We start from the raw sequence: 13,605 nt of genomic DNA, 5'->3' as shown, positions 1-13,605 counted from the left end.
CGCTACTTGTCGCGCCACTGGGTCATTTTGATTTGCTCGAGTGAACTCACGCCGGCGCGCAGCTTGTCCATCATCTCGAGTTCCTTCGCCACGCGCGCCTGCGACTTCTGCAGCGCCTCGTCGAAGCGCGCGGCAGGCACCACGACGATGCCGTCGTCGTCGGCGATCACGATGTCACCGGTGGCCACCGGGCAGCCGCCGATGCGCACCGGCTTGCCCGTGCCGGGCATGCTGGCCTTGACGGTGCCGCGGATGGAGATGCCGCGCGCGAAGGTGGGGAAGGCATGCGCGGCGATGGCTTCGGTGTCGCGCACGCCGCCGTCGATCACCAGGCCGACGACGCCGGCCGCTTCGGCCGCCACCGTCAGCACTTCGCCCCAGTAGCCGGCGACGAAGCCGCCGGCGTCCACCACCAGCACGCTGCCGCGCGGCGCCCGTTCCATGGCCACGTGGATGGCCAGGTTGTCGCCGGGCGCGCATTGCACCGTGTAGGCCGGCGCGGCGAGCTTGGCGCCGCGCCACACCGTGCGGATGGCGGGGTCGACCATCGTGTCGATCTTCAGCGCTTCGTAGATCGTCGCGGTGCCGTAGGCCTTGGCCTGCTCGAAAGGCGTGGCGGCGCTCATGCCTGCAGCCTCGCGTAGACGCGGCGCGCGTTGCCTTCGAAGATCTTCGCCTTGTCCGCGGCGCTCAGCTGCGTCGCGGCGTCGATGTAGCGCTTGGTGTCGTCGTAGTGGTGCCCGGTGGTGGGGTCGATGCCGCGCACGGCGCCCACGGTTTCCGAGGCGAACAGGATGTTCTCCGGCGGGATCACCTTCAGCAGCAGGTCGATGCCCGGCTGGTGGTACACGCAGGTGTCGAAGAACACGTTTTCCAGCAGCAGCTCCTGCAGCGGCGGCAGGCCCAGGTCCTGCGCGATGCCGCGGTAGCGGCCCCAGTGGTAGGGCACCGCGCCGCCGCCGTGCGGGATCACGAACTTGAGCGTCGGGAAGTCCTGGAACAGCTTGGAGGTGAGGAACTGCATGAAGGCGGTGGTGTCGCCGTTGATGTAGTGCGCGCCGGTCGCGTGGAAGTGCGGGTTGCACGAGCCGCTGACGTGGATCATGGCGGGCACGTCGAGCTCCACCATTTTCTCGTACAGCGGGTACCACCACTTGTCGTGCAGCGGCGGGTCCTTCCAGTAGCCGCCGGTGGGGTCCGGGTTCAGGTTGCAGCCGACGAAGCCCAGCTCCTTGACGCAGCGCTCCAGCTCCGGGATGCAGTTGGCCGGCGCCACGCCGGGGCTTTGCGGCAGCTGGCACACGCCGGCGAACTTGGTCGGGTACAGGCCGCAGATGCGGTGGATCAGGTCGTTGCAGACGGTGGCCCAGCGCGCGCTGGTCTGCGCGTCGCCGATGTGGTGGCCCATGCCCACCGCCTTGGGCGAGAAGATCGTCAGGTCGGTGCCGCGCTCGCGCTGGATGCGCAGCTGCGCCTTCTCCAGGGTCTCGCGGATTTCGTCGTCCGAGATCGAGGGGTCGGCGATGGCCGGGTAGGGCTCGCCGCGCGAGACGCAGTCGCAGGCCGCAACCTGCAGCCGCCGGTAGTCGTCCAGCTGGCGCGGGGCCGTGGTGTAGTGGCCGTGGCAATCGATGATCAAGTGATGGCTCCTTGTCGTTCTGGGGTGTCGGGGTCTAGGCCAGGGCCCGGGTCACGTCGGTGAAGAGCTCGTCGACGGAGTAGCGCTGCGGGATGAGGCGCTGCTCGTAAGCGCAGGCGATGGCGACCTCGAGGTTGCGGCGGTTCGCTTCGAAGCCGAAAGGCAGCGGCGCGGCGCCGGCCGCCAGCGCGATGCCGCGGCTTTGCGCGAAGGCCTGGTAGACGTCCTTCACGGCTTCCGGGTGTTGATCCAGCAGCGATTGCCTGACCACCAGCATGTGGTTGATCTGGATCGCGCCGTGGCGCTGCTGCCAGTCGCTCGCGGCGGCTGCGGGGTCGGCGATCAGGGGCTGGCACCAGTCTTCCTTGGGCAGGCCTTCGCCAAGGATGGCGGCGGCTATCTCCCCGTCGCGCAGCATGGACACCATGTCCTTGCCGCCGCCGACGCGCGTGACGTTGGGCGGGTCCTGGAATTCGGCCACGTGCGGCTCGTCCAGCGTGATCCACTGCACCGCGTCCGGCTGCACGCCGTGGTCGTGCCAGAGGATGCTGCGCATCCAGGCGCCCGTCGTCACCGAGTACGAGCGGATGCCGATCTTCTTGCCGGCGAGGCCTGCCGGCGTGAGCGGCCCGCGCGCGGCGTTGTAGGCCAGGAAGGGATGCTGGAAGCGCGCCGCGACGACCGCGGGCAGCAGCGCCAGCGGCTTGCCGTGCGCCTTGGCGATCAGGAAGGTGACGATGGCCAGTTCGGCCACGTCGAACTCCATGCCGCGCACGACGCGCTTGAAGGCGCTGCTGGCGCGCGCGACATCGGCGATGTCGAGGGCTACGCCTTGCGGCGCGACTTCGCCGCGCTTGAGCGGCAGGGTGATGGGATGGTCGCCGACCATCGTCTTGAGCTTCATCATGCGTTCACCTCCGTGCGCAGTGCGGGGTAGAGTTTTTCGGCGGTGCCGCCGAAGATCCAGGCCTGGTCTTCGGCGCTGGCCCAGGCGAGCGCCGAGCGCGCTTCCTGCAGCAGTTCGGGCATCGAGCCGGGCGTGGCCGGGAAGTTGGAGCCCCAGGCGATGCGCGAAGCGCCGAACTCGGACACGACGCGGCGGAAGAAGCTTTCCGGCGTGGCGAGGCCCTTGTGGCTGTTGCGCACGATCACGCTGGTGAGCTTGAGGTAGACGTTGGGGTGGTCGACCAGGCGGAACAGCGGCTCGGCGGCGGCATAGGGCGGCCCCGCGTCGAGCGGCGCGTTGAACATGTGGTCGATGATGATGGTGGCCCCGGGATAGCGCTGCAGCAGCACCTGCAGCTCCGGCATGCCCTGGGTGCGCATTTGCACGACCACCGGCAGGCCCAGGCCCACGGCGCAGTCCCAGGCGGCGAACGAGCGCGGGTCGGCCAGGCCCGGCGCCTGGCCGACGATGGTGCTGCCGCTGGTGAACAGGCGCAGGCCGGTGAGCTTGCGGCCGACCCAGTGGTGGATGCGTTCGGCGGCGTCGGCGGCCACCATGTCGACCGAGAACACGCCGGTGAAGCGCTCGGGGTAGCGGGCCACCGCGTCGGCGACATAGGAGTTGTCGAAGCCGTAGCAGGTGGAGGCCTGCACGATGGCGGCCTTGGCCACGCCGGCGTCGTCCATGGCCTGCAGCAGCTGCTCCGGCGTGGTGGGCCGCTCCTGCGACCAGGTGGACTGGTTGCCGAAGAGCGGGGCCCGGGGATAGGTGCTCGTGTCGGTGGAAATGATGTGTGGATGGATATCCACGATCTGGCTTGGCATGCTTTGGGGGAACCCGATTTGGCTTGGAGGCGGCGAATGTTGTCGCCAGCCCGCGGGTGTGTCGATTGACAAATGCCGCGCGGGCCTTGACCGAACGGTTAACAGCCGGCGCGGGCGTTAACCATTCGCTCAAGGGCGCCGCTTTTTTGTTCAATCGACGGCAGGCCCGCGCTGCGGATAAAGTTTCCGCAACGACATGGACAACACCAAGCTTCTCGCTGCCCTGCGGCGTTACGAATACAACGATGCGCTCTTCGACGGGCAGGCCCACGAAGGCCTGACGCTGGAAATCGCGCGCTACGAAGGCTCGCTGCTCAATGCCATGCGCGCCATGCTGCATGAGCGCGCCTACGACGTCTGCGAGATGTCGCCGTCCTCGTACCTCATCGCGAAGCAGGCCGGCGCAGCGCTGATCGCATTGCCGATCTTCCCGTTCCGCCAGTTCCCGCTGGACCAGGTCGTGGTGCGCGAGGACTCGAAGTTCACGAAGCCCGAGGACATCGCCGGCGCCACCATCGCCGTGCGCACCTGGGCGCAGCCGACGGCGCTGTGGGCGCGCCAGTACCTGATGGACTACCTGGGCCTGGACCTGGGCGGCGTGAAGTGGATGTTCATCGGCGACGACCCGGTGCCCGGCCTGCGCCGGCCCGAAGGCTCCGTCACCCGCAAGGGCGAAACCCTGGAAGGCCTGCTGGCCTCCGGCGCCGCCGACGTCGCCATCGGCCTGCACTCGGTGCCGCCAGGCTGCCGCACGCTCATCGCCGACCCCGAGGCCGCGAGCCGCGCATGGCGCGCCAGCACGGGCGTCGTGCCGGCCAACCACCTGATGGTCGTCGACGGCCGCCACGCGGGAACGGCCGTGCCCGAACTCGTGTGCCGGCGCATGGACGCGGTCGTGCGCGACTACCTGGCCGGCGGCGCGGCGGCGCCCGGCGTGATCGCCGACCTGCAGCGCATCGCCCCCGAGCCCGACCCGCTGCCCAGCGGCCGCGCGGCCAATGCGGCCATGTGGGAGACGCTGGTCGGCACCATGGTGCGCCAAGGCATGCTGGCCCCGGTCGCCTCGCCCCTGGACCTGCTGTACGACTGGGAGCCGGTCTTCCGCCCCGCGCCAAACCCTTGAACTGAATCGACGCCGCGCTCGCGGGAGCGAGCCGCGTCCATCGCTCCAACGCTTCATCGCAACCCGCCCGGGAGGCCCTCGTCGGCCTTCCCCGGACGGCGCGCGCCTGAAGCAGCCATCACCGACCCCGAAACGAACAACAACGGAGACTGAAATGAAGAAAACCTGGATCGCGCTGGGCATCTGTTCGGCGCTCGCCGGCCCTGCGCTGGCGCAATCGAGCGTCAGCATCTACGGCATCGTGGACGTGGGCGTCACCAAGCAGAACGGCGGCACCACGCCCTTGTCCGGCGGCAACGGCGTGACGGGCCCCGGCGGCGACAAGTGGGACGTGCGCCAGGCCTATGCCTCGCGCCTGGGTTTCCGCGGCACCGAGGACCTGGGGGGCGGCTTGCGCGCCGGCTTCAACATGGAGATGCGCTTCATGCCGGACACCGGCGCGATGCAGGGCACGCAGGCCTTCTTCGGGCGCAGCGTCGTCACCTTTGGCGGCTCGGCGGGCGAGTTGATCATGGGGCGCGACTACCTGCCGGCCTTCTACGTCGCCATCGCCGCCGACCCGTTCTCGTACAACGGCATCGCCCAGATGGGCCAGCTGCACACCTTCCCGGGCTACAGCGCGGCGGACGGCACGGGCCCGGTGCAAGCGGTGCGCAACGACAACCAGATCAGCTACAAGTCGCCGTCCATGGGCGGCTTCACGACCCAGGTCGCCTACTCGCCCAACGAAGGCAGCCGCGGCACGCTGGGCCGGGCCGTGGGCGGCAACGTGGAGTACCGCGCCGGCGCGCTGTATGCAGGCGTGGGCTTCGACCAGACCCGCAACAACGGCACGGGCCACGACCCGCGGCTGCTGGTGGCGACCATGGCCTACGACTTCGGTGGCGTGAGGCCCATCCTGGGCTACGGCCGCGGCCGCAGCGCGCTGCTGGATGACAGCGTCGACGTCAGCCTGGGCCTGAACGTGACCGCCGGCCCCGGCGTCATCCACGCCCTGGCCGCCCGGCTCAACCCGCCTGGCGACAACAACACGCTGGTGAAGTACGGCCTGGGCTACGAGTACTTCCTGAGCAAGCGCACGTCGCTGTACGCGGACGTGGCAAGCGCGAAGAAGCAGGCGCTCACGACGACGACGGGTTTCGACACCGGGGTGACCTTGCGGTTCTGAGCCCCGCGGGTTCGGCGGGATTGCCGCGGGCGCCGCGGCAAATCATGATGGGCATCCTTCCTGTTTCGGAGTCATTTGGATGCTCATGCGATTCACGGCCGCCATCGCCTTCCTCCTCGCCGGTACGGCGCATGCCCAGCTCACGGACACGGAACAGCGCATCGTCGCCGCCGTCAAGCAGCGCTCGCCGGCGGCGCTGGAGCTGCTGGAGCAATCGGTCCGCATCAACAGCGGCACCCTGAATCCGGAGGGCGTGCGGGCGGTCGGTGAGATCTACCGGGCCGAGCTGGATGCGCTGGGCTTCAAGACCCGCTGGATCGCCATGCCGCCGGCCATGAAGCGCGCAGGCCACCTGGTCGCCGTGCACGAAGGCGGCCCGGGCAAGCGCCTGCTGCTGCTGGGTCACCTGGACACGGTGTTCGAGAAGGGCAGCTCCGTGCCGTTGTGGGAGCGCCGGGGCGACCGCGTGCGCGGCCAGGGCGTCAACGACATGAAGGGCGGCGACGTGATCATGCTCGAGGCCCTGCGCGCGCTCAGGAGCGTGGGCGCGCTGGACGGCGCGAACGTCGAAGTCATGTTCACCGGCGACGAGGAGCGCGGCGGCCAGCCGCTGAAGGTGGCGCGCGCCGACATGGTGGAGATGGGCAAACGCGCCGACTACGCGCTGTCCTTCGAAGGCAATAGCAAGCACGACGGGGTGGACACCGCCAGCATCGCGCGCCGCTCCTCGGGTGGCTGGGTGCTGAAGGTCCAGGGCAAGGCGGCGCATTCCATGGGCGTGTTCTCGGCGCAATCGGGCTACGGCGCCATCTACGAGACGGCGCGCATCCTCAACGCCTTCCGGGAGCAGGTGATCGAGCCCAGCCTCACCTTCAACCCTGGGCTGGTGTTCGGCGGCACCAATGTCTCGTACGCCGAGGACACGGCGACCGCCAGCGCCTTCGGCAAGTCCAACGTGATCGCGCGCGACTCCGAGGTGCTGGGCGACCTGCGCTACCTGTCGCCGGAGCAGGGCGAACGCGCGCGCCAGAAGATGCGGGCCATCGTCACCACCGGCAACCTGCCGGGCACTTCGGCGACGATCAGCTTCAGCGAAAGCTATCCGCCGATGCCGCCCACGGACGCCGGGCGCAAGCTGGTGGAGATCTATTCCAAGGCCAGCCAGGACGCGGGGCTGGGCCGCATCGAAGTGCTCGACCCCTCGATGCGCGGCGCCGGCGACGTGCAGTTCGTCGCGCCGTACACCGTCGGCATCGACGGCCTCGGCGCGCAGGGCCGCGGTTCGCACACCGACGACGAGGACCTGGAAATCGCTTCGATCGAGCGCGGCGCCATCCGGGCGGCGCTGCTGATCTACCGGCTGGCGCAAGCGCCGGCGCCCTGAACGCAGCGCGGACATGGCCGTCCATCGCATCTTCGCCATGGCCTTCGCGAAGGTCTACCCGCTGTACGTGCAGAAGGCGGAACGCAAGGGCCGGACGCAGGAGGAAGTCGACCGGGTGATCTGCTGGCTGACCGGGTACGACGGCGCGGGGCTGCAGCGGCAGATCGAGAGCGGGAACGATTTCGAGACCTTCTTCGCGCAGGCGCCTGCGATGCATCCGAACACTGCGCTGATCCAGGGTGTGGTCTGCGGCGTGCGCGTGGAGGAAATCGACGACCCGCTGATGCAGAAGATCCGCTACCTGGACAAGCTCGTCGACGAGCTGGCGAAGGGGAAGAAGATGGAGAGCATCCTGCGGAAATAGCAGGTCCGAAAGCGGCCAGCCTGGCGCGCCGGCTGCGCGCAAAGTGGCTCCATCGCAAGAGGAGCCAGCCATGCACTTCCGGATCCAGGGCCTGCCGGCCGCCAACTTCCTTCGCCTCGCCGGCCTCGACGAACACGAGCTTGCCGAACGCGGCGTGTTGCGGCGCGTGGCGGATTCCTTTCCTGGTTATCCGGATCGCATCGCCCTGCGCGATGCGCAGCCGGGTGAAAGCCTGCTGCTGTTGAACTACGAGCACCAGAGCGCGGCCAGCCCCTACCGGGCCAGCCATGCGATCTTCGTGCTCGAAGGCGAGCGGCAGACCTTCGATGAGATCGACGTCGTGCCGGATGTCATGCGCAGGCGCGTGCTGTCGCTGCGAGCGTTCGACGAGCAGGGGATGATCGTCGGCGCGGAGTTGGTGGACGGGAAGGAGTTCGAGGCGGGCATCGAGCTGCTGTTGGCGCAGCCCGAAACCGCGTACGTGCATGCGCACTACGCGAAGTTCGGGTGCTATGCAGCCCGCGTGGACCGCGCCTAGGCCGGAACGCCGGCCATCAGCTCGCTCTTGCGCGCCTGCAGCTGGTCGGCCAGCTTCATCAGGTCCATGCCCTTGGCGCGGCGCGCTTCGGGGAACATCTTCTCGCGCTCGTCGTTCACGTGGTGCAGGATGCCGTCTTCCAGCTCCAGCATCAGTCGGGCGTTCTGGCGGTCGGCCTCGATCCTGGCGATGAGTTCGCGTGCCTCCTTGTGCTCCTTCAGCGAATCCTCGAGCCGGTACTTGTCGCCGGTCGCGCGGATGAAGGCGGGGTAGAAGATCTCTTCCTCGATCTGCATGTGCACCAGCAGCGAACGGCAGATCTTCGAAGCGAGCAGCTGCTGCTTGCTGCCGTCGTGCGCGGCCTTGTACTGCTCGAACATGCCGATCACCTCGTCGTGGTCGAGATCCAGCAGAACGGTTGCATCGTGCTGAGCCATCGGGTTCTCCTTGGGTTTGCACCCCAAGTTACCGGCCGGTGGCGCAGTTGCCGAGCCGGGAGCGTCGCGCATTCCTGTAGTAGCGCGCCTACCGCCGATTCGCGACGATCTTGTTACTCCCACCTTCGCGCCGGGCTGCCTAGAGTCCTCCTGACACGACAAGGAGCACGCGGTGGCAACGAACGTAGCGAGCCTGTGGCCCTGGCTGGCCATGGCGGCGGCCGGCGCCCTGCACGGGCTGAATCCCGCCAGCGGCTGGATCTTCATCGGCTGTGCCGGCCGCGCGCGGCCGCTGCCGGCACTCGCCGCCATCGCCTGCGGCCATCTCGCCGGCGTGGCGCTGGCGGCCGCCGCGTCATTCGCCGCCTTGCGGGCGGCCTTGGACATCAACGGGCTGGCGCTTCCGGCCGCGGCGGCGGCGGGAATGCTGGGCCTGGCCGCGCGGCGCTTCCACTCGCATGAGCCACCGCGCGCGTGGCAGGCGGTCGGCCATGCGGGGCTGGCGCTGTGGTCCTTCCTGATGGCGACCGTCCAGGGCGCGGGCCTGATGCTGGTGCCGCTGCTGGCGCCCATCTGCGCGACGGGCGTGACGATGGGCTCCGAGCCGCTGTTGCTGGCCGCCGCAGTGGCGGGCCTGCACCTGGCCGGCATGCTGGCCGCCACGGCCTGCATGGCACTCGGTGCGCGGCGCGGGTTCGATGCGCTCGCGCGCTGGCTGGATGCGGCGAAGTCCTAAACCGCCTTGCGCCGCGGCGCCTTGCCGCTGGCCTTGCCCGCCTGCGTCAAGGCCCGCGCGAAGCCTTCGGCCGCGGGCGACAAGGTTCGGCCCCGGCGCCGGATCAGCCCGATGGTGCGCGTGATCGCCGGCTCCTCCAGCGGCACGCCGACCACCGCCGACGCGTCGCCCGGCAGCGTGAGCTGCGGCACGATGCCCACCGCCAGCCCGTGCTCCACCAGGTCGATCAGCGTGGAAACGTGCTGCACTTCCAGCACCGGCCGCGGCAGGGTGCCCGCCTCGGCGAGCGCCTGGTCGATCAGCACGCGGTTGCGGCTGGCCTGCGAGACCAGCGCGTAAGGGTGGTCCGCCAGCTCCTCCCAGCGCACCGAGCGGCGGCGCGCCAGCGGGTGCGCCGCGGGGCAGGCCAGCACGAAGGATTCCTTCATCAGCGCCGTGAACTCCACCTCCGGGTCCTGCATGCCGGTGTAGTTCAGCGCGAAGTCCGCCTCGCCGGACTTCACGACGGCCAGCACTTCGTCCGCTCCCTCTTCGATGATGCGCACCAGCACCCGCGGGTGCTGCTCGCGGAAGGCGCGGATCACCGGCGGCAGGAATTGGTGCACCGCGCTGAACACGCAGCCCACCGTCACGTCGCCGGCCTCCAGGTGCGCGACGTCGTGCAGGCTCACCACCGAGCGGTCCAGGTCGTCGATGGCGGTGCGCACCTGGCCCAGGAAGCGCTCGCCCAGCGCCGTCAGCTCCACGCTGCGCGTGGTGCGATCCAGCAGGCGCACGCCCAGCTGGTCCTCGAGGTTGGCGATGCGCCGCGACAGCGCCGGCTGCGACAGGTGCAGCGCCTTGGCGGCGCCGGCAAAGCTGCGCAGCTGGCCCACGGTGACGAAGGCGCGCAGGTCGGCAAGGGAGGGTTTCATTGATGCAACGAACGGATCAAGACTTCCGAAAGATGCAATTTACAACAGAAGCGCCGGCCGCCAAGATGCGCCCCATAAACACGGAGACAAGCAGGACCATGAAACGCCGACAGCTTCTGCAGGCCGCGTCGCTCGCGGCCGCCTTGCCGCGGTTCGCCATCGCGCAGGCCTTCCCGACCAAGCCCATTCGCTACATCGTGCCGGTCGCGGCCGGCGGCGGCAACGACATGATCGCCCGCGTCGTCGGCGAGCGCTGGGGCGCGGCCCTGGGGCAGACCTTCGTCATCGAAAACCAGAGCGGCGGCGGCGGCGTGGTGGCCTGCCAGAGCACGATGCGCGCGGCGCCGGACGGCTACACGCTGATGCAGGGCTACGTGGCCACGCACGGCACCACGCCGGCCACGCGCCACGTGAGCTACGACGCCATCAAGGACTTCACGCCCATCGGCATGATCGGCGCCACGCCCAACGTGCTGGCGATCAATGCCAACGTGCCGGCGAAGACCGTCCAGGAATTCATCGACTACGTGAAGGCGCAGAACGGCAAGGTGAGTTACGGCTCGGCCGGCGCCGGCTCGCTGACGCACCTGACGATGGAGCTGTTCAAGCAGGAGACGGGCGTGCAGATGGTGCACGTGCCCTACCGCGGCATCGCGCCGGCCATCAACGACGTGCTGGGCAACCAGACGCAGGCCATGTTCCCCGGCCTCGCCGCGGCCTTGCCGCATATCCGCTCCGGCCGCATGCGCCCGCTGGCCGTCACCGGCAAGCAGCGCAGCGCGCAGCTGAAGGACGTGCCCACCATGGAGGAAGTCGGCTTCAAGGGCTTCGACGCCATGCAGTGGTACGGCTCGGTCGGTCCCGCCGGCATCCCGGCCGACGTGGTGAAGCGCCTGAACGAAACGCAGGTCGCGGTGCTGAAGGCCCCCGACATGGCGGAGAAGCTGGCGTCCGAAGCGGTCGAACCCTGGCCCATGACGCCCGACCAGTTCGGGCAATACATCCGTTCCGAAGTGCAGCGCTGGACCGCGCTGGCCAAGGCTCGCAACATCCATCTCGACGAATAAGGCTTCCTCCTTGGCTCGCAATACCCACGTGCCCGCGGACACCGCGGCACCTCCCGTCACTGCCATCCTGGCGAAATTCGTTTCCGGCCATGCCGCGCGCGGCTGGTCCGACGCCGTCGAACACGAAGCGCACCGCACCTTCTACAACTGGCTGGGCTGCGCCATCGGCGCGGCGGAGCACGAGGCTGCCGGCGCTGCCATGGCCGCCGTGCAGATGCTGGAGCCGGCGCCGCAGGCCACCGTGCTCGGGCGGGCGGAGAAGGTCGACATGGCCAGCGCCGCGCTGGTCAACGGCATCACCTCGCACACCTTCGACTTCGACGACACGCACCTGAAGACCATCATCCACCCGGCCGGGCCGGTGGCCTCGGCGGTGCTGGCGCTGGCGGAGAAGAACGGCAACAGCGGGCGCGACGTGATCGACGCCCTGGTGCTGGGCATCGACGTCGCCTGCCGCATCGGCAACACCATGTACCCGGACCACTACGACCGCGGCTGGCACATCACCGGTTCGACCGGCATGCTGGGCGCGGCCGCGGGCTGCGCCCGCCTGTTGAAGCTGGACGAACAGCAGACGCAGATGGCGCTGGGCATCGCGGCTTCGCAGCCGGTGGGCCTGCGCGAGCAGTTCGGCACCATGACCAAGCCCTTCCACCCGGGCGGCGCCGCGCGCGCCGGCCTGATGTCCGCGCTGCTGGCCAGCCGCGGCTTCACGGCCAGCCCGCGGGCGCTGGAGGCGCCGCGCGGCTTCGTGCAGGTGGTTTCGGACAAGCGCGCCTGGAACGAGGTGACCGACGAACTGGGCTCGCGCTTCGAGATCTCGTTCAACACCTACAAGCCCTTTGCCTGCGGCATCGTCATCCACCCCAGCATCGACGCCTGCGTGCAGCTGCGCGAGCAGGGCGTGCGGCCGGAGCAGGTGGAGAAGATCGAACTGCGCGTGCACCCGCTGGTGCTGGAACTCACCGGCAAGAAGGAGCCGCAGGACGGCCTGCAGGGCAAGTTCAGCGTCTACCACGGCTGCGCCGCCGGCCTGATCTTCGGGCGCGCCGGCGAGGAGGAGTTCTCCGACGCCGTCGTCACCGACCCGCGCGTGGTGGAACTGCGCCGCAAGGTCGAAGCGACCGTGGACCGCTCGGTGCGCGAGGAGTCGGTGCAGGTCGCCGCGCTGCTGAAGGACGGCCGCCGCATCCAGGTGAACGTGGACCACGCCATCGGCTCGCTGGAGAAGCCGCTCTCCGACCAGCAGCTGGAAGCCAAGTTCGGCCAGCTGGTGGAGCCGGTGCTGGGCGAGCGCAAGGTGCGCGCCATCACCGATGCCTGCTGGTCGCTGGCCCGGGCGGCCGACGTGCGCGCGCTGACGGCGCTGTGCCGGCCTTGAGGAGGACGCGATGAGCGAAGCATTGCGCATCGGCATCCTCGATGGCGACGACATCGGCCTGGAGATCGTGCCGGCCTCGGTGCAGGTGGCGCGCGCCGCCGCCGAAATCCACGGCGTCAAGATCGATTGGAAGCCGCTTCCCATCGGCGCCCGTGCGCTCGAAACGCACGGCCACACGCTGCCGCCGGAAACGATGGACACGCTGAAGACGCTGGACGGCTGGATCCTCGGCCCGATCGGCCATCGCGCCTATCCCAAGGGACCGAACGCGATCAACCCGCACCCGATCCTGCGCAAACAGTTCAACCTGTTCGCCAACGTGCGGCCCACGCGCTCGTACCCGGACATCGGTTGCCTGCACGACGACGTGGACCTGGTGATCGTGCGCGAGAACAACGAAGGCTTCCAGCCGGATCGCAACATGGTCATGGGCTCGGGCGAGTTCCGGCCCACCGACGAAGTGACGCTGTCCGTGCGCGTGATCACCCGTGCCGGCAGCCGCCGCGTCGCCAAGGCCGCCTTCGAGCTGGCGCGGCAGCGCCGCAAGCACCTGACCTACATCCACAAGGACACCGTGTTCAAGCTGTCCTGCGGCATGTTCGTGGAGGAGTGCAAGAAGCTGGCGGCGGAGTACCCGGACGTGCGCGTGGACGACGTCATCGTCGACACCTTCGCGATGCGGCTGGTGCGCGACCCGCAAAGCTTCGACGTGGTGGTCACCACCAACATGTTCGGCGACATCCTGTCCGACGAGGCCGCCGGCCTGGTGGGCGGCCTGGGCATGGCGCCGGGCTTGTGCATCGGCGATGGCGACGTGGCGATGGCGCAGGCCACGCACGGCTCGGCGCCCGACATCGCGGGCAAGGGCATCGCCAACCCCTACGCGATGATCGAGTCGACGCGCATGATGTTCGAGTGGCTGGGCCACAGCCGCAATGTGCCCGGCGCGGTCAAGATGGCGCACTCGATGGCGGCTGCGACCACCGCGGCGCTGGCCGACGCCAATGCGCGTACCGGCGACATCCGCGGCAAGGGCAACACGGCCAGCTTCACGCAGGCCATCGTCCGCAACCTGAGGGCCTAA

Annotated in this window: 15 protein-coding genes; 9 read left to right on the top strand and 6 right to left on the bottom strand. The window is 69.2% G+C overall.

What is annotated here, in order from left to right; translation table 11 throughout:
* Positions 1–2: 2 nt before the first annotated feature.
* Genes HHL11_RS00720 through HHL11_RS00705 form a run of 4 tightly spaced genes read right to left on the bottom strand, consistent with a single transcriptional unit; the run spans position 3 to position 3,394 of the window.
* The gene (locus tag HHL11_RS00720; protein WP_169416469.1) at positions 3–626 is read right to left on the bottom strand and encodes an RraA family protein; all 624 of its coding nucleotides are present in this window, start codon (positions 624–626) and stop codon (positions 3–5) included.
* On the bottom strand, positions 623–1,639 hold the full coding sequence (locus tag HHL11_RS00715) for an amidohydrolase family protein (RefSeq protein ID WP_169416468.1): 1,017 nt from the start codon (positions 1,637–1,639) through the stop codon (positions 623–625). The genes HHL11_RS00720 and HHL11_RS00715 overlap by 4 nt, the downstream gene beginning before the upstream one ends.
* A gap of 34 nt (positions 1,640–1,673) precedes the next feature.
* Positions 1,674–2,546 carry a substrate-binding domain-containing protein gene (locus HHL11_RS00710; protein ID WP_169416467.1) on the bottom strand — a complete coding sequence of 291 codons (873 nt, stop codon included), beginning with the start codon at positions 2,544–2,546 and terminating at the stop codon, positions 1,674–1,676.
* Positions 2,543–3,394 carry an amidohydrolase family protein gene (locus HHL11_RS00705; protein WP_342593151.1) on the bottom strand — a complete coding sequence of 284 codons (852 nt, stop codon included), beginning with the start codon at positions 3,392–3,394 and terminating at the stop codon, positions 2,543–2,545. Before HHL11_RS00705 ends, HHL11_RS00710 begins: the two co-directional genes overlap by 4 nt.
* 211 nt (positions 3,395–3,605) lie before the next feature.
* Here HHL11_RS00705 and HHL11_RS00700 point away from each other — a divergent pair, with 211 nt between their 5' ends.
* From HHL11_RS00700 to HHL11_RS00680, 5 genes are all read left to right on the top strand, one after another.
* Entirely contained in the window at positions 3,606–4,532 is a 927-nt protein-coding gene (locus tag HHL11_RS00700) for a substrate-binding domain-containing protein (protein ID WP_169416465.1), read from the top strand.
* Positions 4,533–4,686: 154 nt separating this feature from the next.
* Entirely contained in the window at positions 4,687–5,700 is a 1,014-nt protein-coding gene (locus HHL11_RS00695) for a porin (RefSeq protein WP_169416464.1), read from the top strand.
* Positions 5,701–5,779: 79 nt separating this feature from the next.
* Entirely contained in the window at positions 5,780–7,084 is a 1,305-nt protein-coding gene (locus HHL11_RS00690) for a M20/M25/M40 family metallo-hydrolase (protein ID WP_169416463.1), read from the top strand.
* Positions 7,085–7,097: 13 nt separating this feature from the next.
* Positions 7,098–7,448, top strand: a complete 351-nt coding sequence (locus HHL11_RS00685; protein WP_169416462.1) for a DUF2200 domain-containing protein — start codon at positions 7,098–7,100, stop codon at positions 7,446–7,448.
* A gap of 70 nt (positions 7,449–7,518) precedes the next feature.
* A complete protein-coding gene (locus tag HHL11_RS00680; RefSeq protein WP_169416461.1) occupies positions 7,519–7,986 on the top strand; it encodes a DUF1203 domain-containing protein in 468 nt (155 codons plus the stop codon).
* On the opposite strand, the gene HHL11_RS00675 is transcribed toward HHL11_RS00680, so the two are convergent.
* Positions 7,983–8,423 carry a hemerythrin domain-containing protein gene (locus HHL11_RS00675; protein WP_169416460.1) on the bottom strand — a complete coding sequence of 147 codons (441 nt, stop codon included), beginning with the start codon at positions 8,421–8,423 and terminating at the stop codon, positions 7,983–7,985. The two genes, HHL11_RS00680 and HHL11_RS00675, sit on opposite strands and share 4 nt — an antisense overlap.
* Positions 8,424–8,595: 172 nt before the next feature.
* Here HHL11_RS00675 and HHL11_RS00670 point away from each other — a divergent pair, with 172 nt between their 5' ends.
* Positions 8,596–9,159: a hypothetical protein gene (locus tag HHL11_RS00670; RefSeq protein WP_342593150.1), complete on the top strand. Its 564-nt coding sequence runs from the start codon at positions 8,596–8,598 to the stop codon at positions 9,157–9,159.
* Here HHL11_RS00670 and HHL11_RS00665 read toward each other — a convergent pair.
* Positions 9,156–10,073 carry a LysR family transcriptional regulator gene (locus tag HHL11_RS00665; RefSeq protein ID WP_169416459.1) on the bottom strand — a complete coding sequence of 306 codons (918 nt, stop codon included), beginning with the start codon at positions 10,071–10,073 and terminating at the stop codon, positions 9,156–9,158. The two genes, HHL11_RS00670 and HHL11_RS00665, sit on opposite strands and share 4 nt — an antisense overlap.
* Positions 10,074–10,171: 98 nt before the next feature.
* Here HHL11_RS00665 and HHL11_RS00660 point away from each other — a divergent pair, with 98 nt between their 5' ends.
* Genes HHL11_RS00660 through HHL11_RS00650 form a run of 3 tightly spaced genes read left to right on the top strand, consistent with a single transcriptional unit; the run spans position 10,172 to position 13,605 of the window.
* Positions 10,172–11,140 (top strand): Bug family tripartite tricarboxylate transporter substrate binding protein, encoded by a 969-nt coding sequence (locus HHL11_RS00660; RefSeq protein WP_169416458.1) that lies wholly within the window; start codon positions 10,172–10,174, stop codon positions 11,138–11,140.
* A 10-nt stretch (positions 11,141–11,150) separates the two neighbouring features.
* Complete coding sequence (locus HHL11_RS00655; RefSeq protein WP_169416457.1) at positions 11,151–12,521, top strand: MmgE/PrpD family protein; 1,371 nt, start codon at positions 11,151–11,153, stop codon at positions 12,519–12,521.
* Between the two features lie 10 nt (positions 12,522–12,531).
* Positions 12,532–13,605 (top strand): isocitrate/isopropylmalate dehydrogenase family protein, encoded by a 1,074-nt coding sequence (locus tag HHL11_RS00650; protein ID WP_169416456.1) that lies wholly within the window; start codon positions 12,532–12,534, stop codon positions 13,603–13,605.

Origin of the sequence: Ramlibacter agri (genome assembly GCF_012927085.1) — a bacterium.
GTDB classification, from domain to species: Bacteria; Pseudomonadota; Gammaproteobacteria; order Burkholderiales; family Burkholderiaceae_C; genus Ramlibacter; species Ramlibacter agri.
Note: the sequence above shows the minus strand (reverse complement) of the source record. Positions and strands in the feature narration are given on the sequence as shown.

Coding starts and splice junctions, on each gene's coding strand:
- HHL11_RS00660 (WP_169416458.1), top strand. CDS start 10,172: ATGAAACGCCGACAGCTTCTGCAGGCCGCGTCGCTCGCGGCCGCCTTG.
- HHL11_RS00690 (WP_169416463.1), top strand. CDS start 5,780: ATGCTCATGCGATTCACGGCCGCCATCGCCTTCCTCCTCGCCGGTACG.
- HHL11_RS00700 (WP_169416465.1), top strand. CDS start 3,606: ATGGACAACACCAAGCTTCTCGCTGCCCTGCGGCGTTACGAATACAAC.
- HHL11_RS00650 (WP_169416456.1), top strand. CDS start 12,532: ATGAGCGAAGCATTGCGCATCGGCATCCTCGATGGCGACGACATCGGC.
- HHL11_RS00675 (WP_169416460.1), bottom strand. CDS start 8,423: ATGGCTCAGCACGATGCAACCGTTCTGCTGGATCTCGACCACGACGAG.
- HHL11_RS00685 (WP_169416462.1), top strand. CDS start 7,098: ATGGCCGTCCATCGCATCTTCGCCATGGCCTTCGCGAAGGTCTACCCG.
- HHL11_RS00680 (WP_169416461.1), top strand. CDS start 7,519: ATGCACTTCCGGATCCAGGGCCTGCCGGCCGCCAACTTCCTTCGCCTC.
- HHL11_RS00695 (WP_169416464.1), top strand. CDS start 4,687: ATGAAGAAAACCTGGATCGCGCTGGGCATCTGTTCGGCGCTCGCCGGC.
- HHL11_RS00665 (WP_169416459.1), bottom strand. CDS start 10,073: ATGAAACCCTCCCTTGCCGACCTGCGCGCCTTCGTCACCGTGGGCCAG.
- HHL11_RS00720 (WP_169416469.1), bottom strand. CDS start 626: ATGAGCGCCGCCACGCCTTTCGAGCAGGCCAAGGCCTACGGCACCGCG.
- HHL11_RS00710 (WP_169416467.1), bottom strand. CDS start 2,546: ATGATGAAGCTCAAGACGATGGTCGGCGACCATCCCATCACCCTGCCG.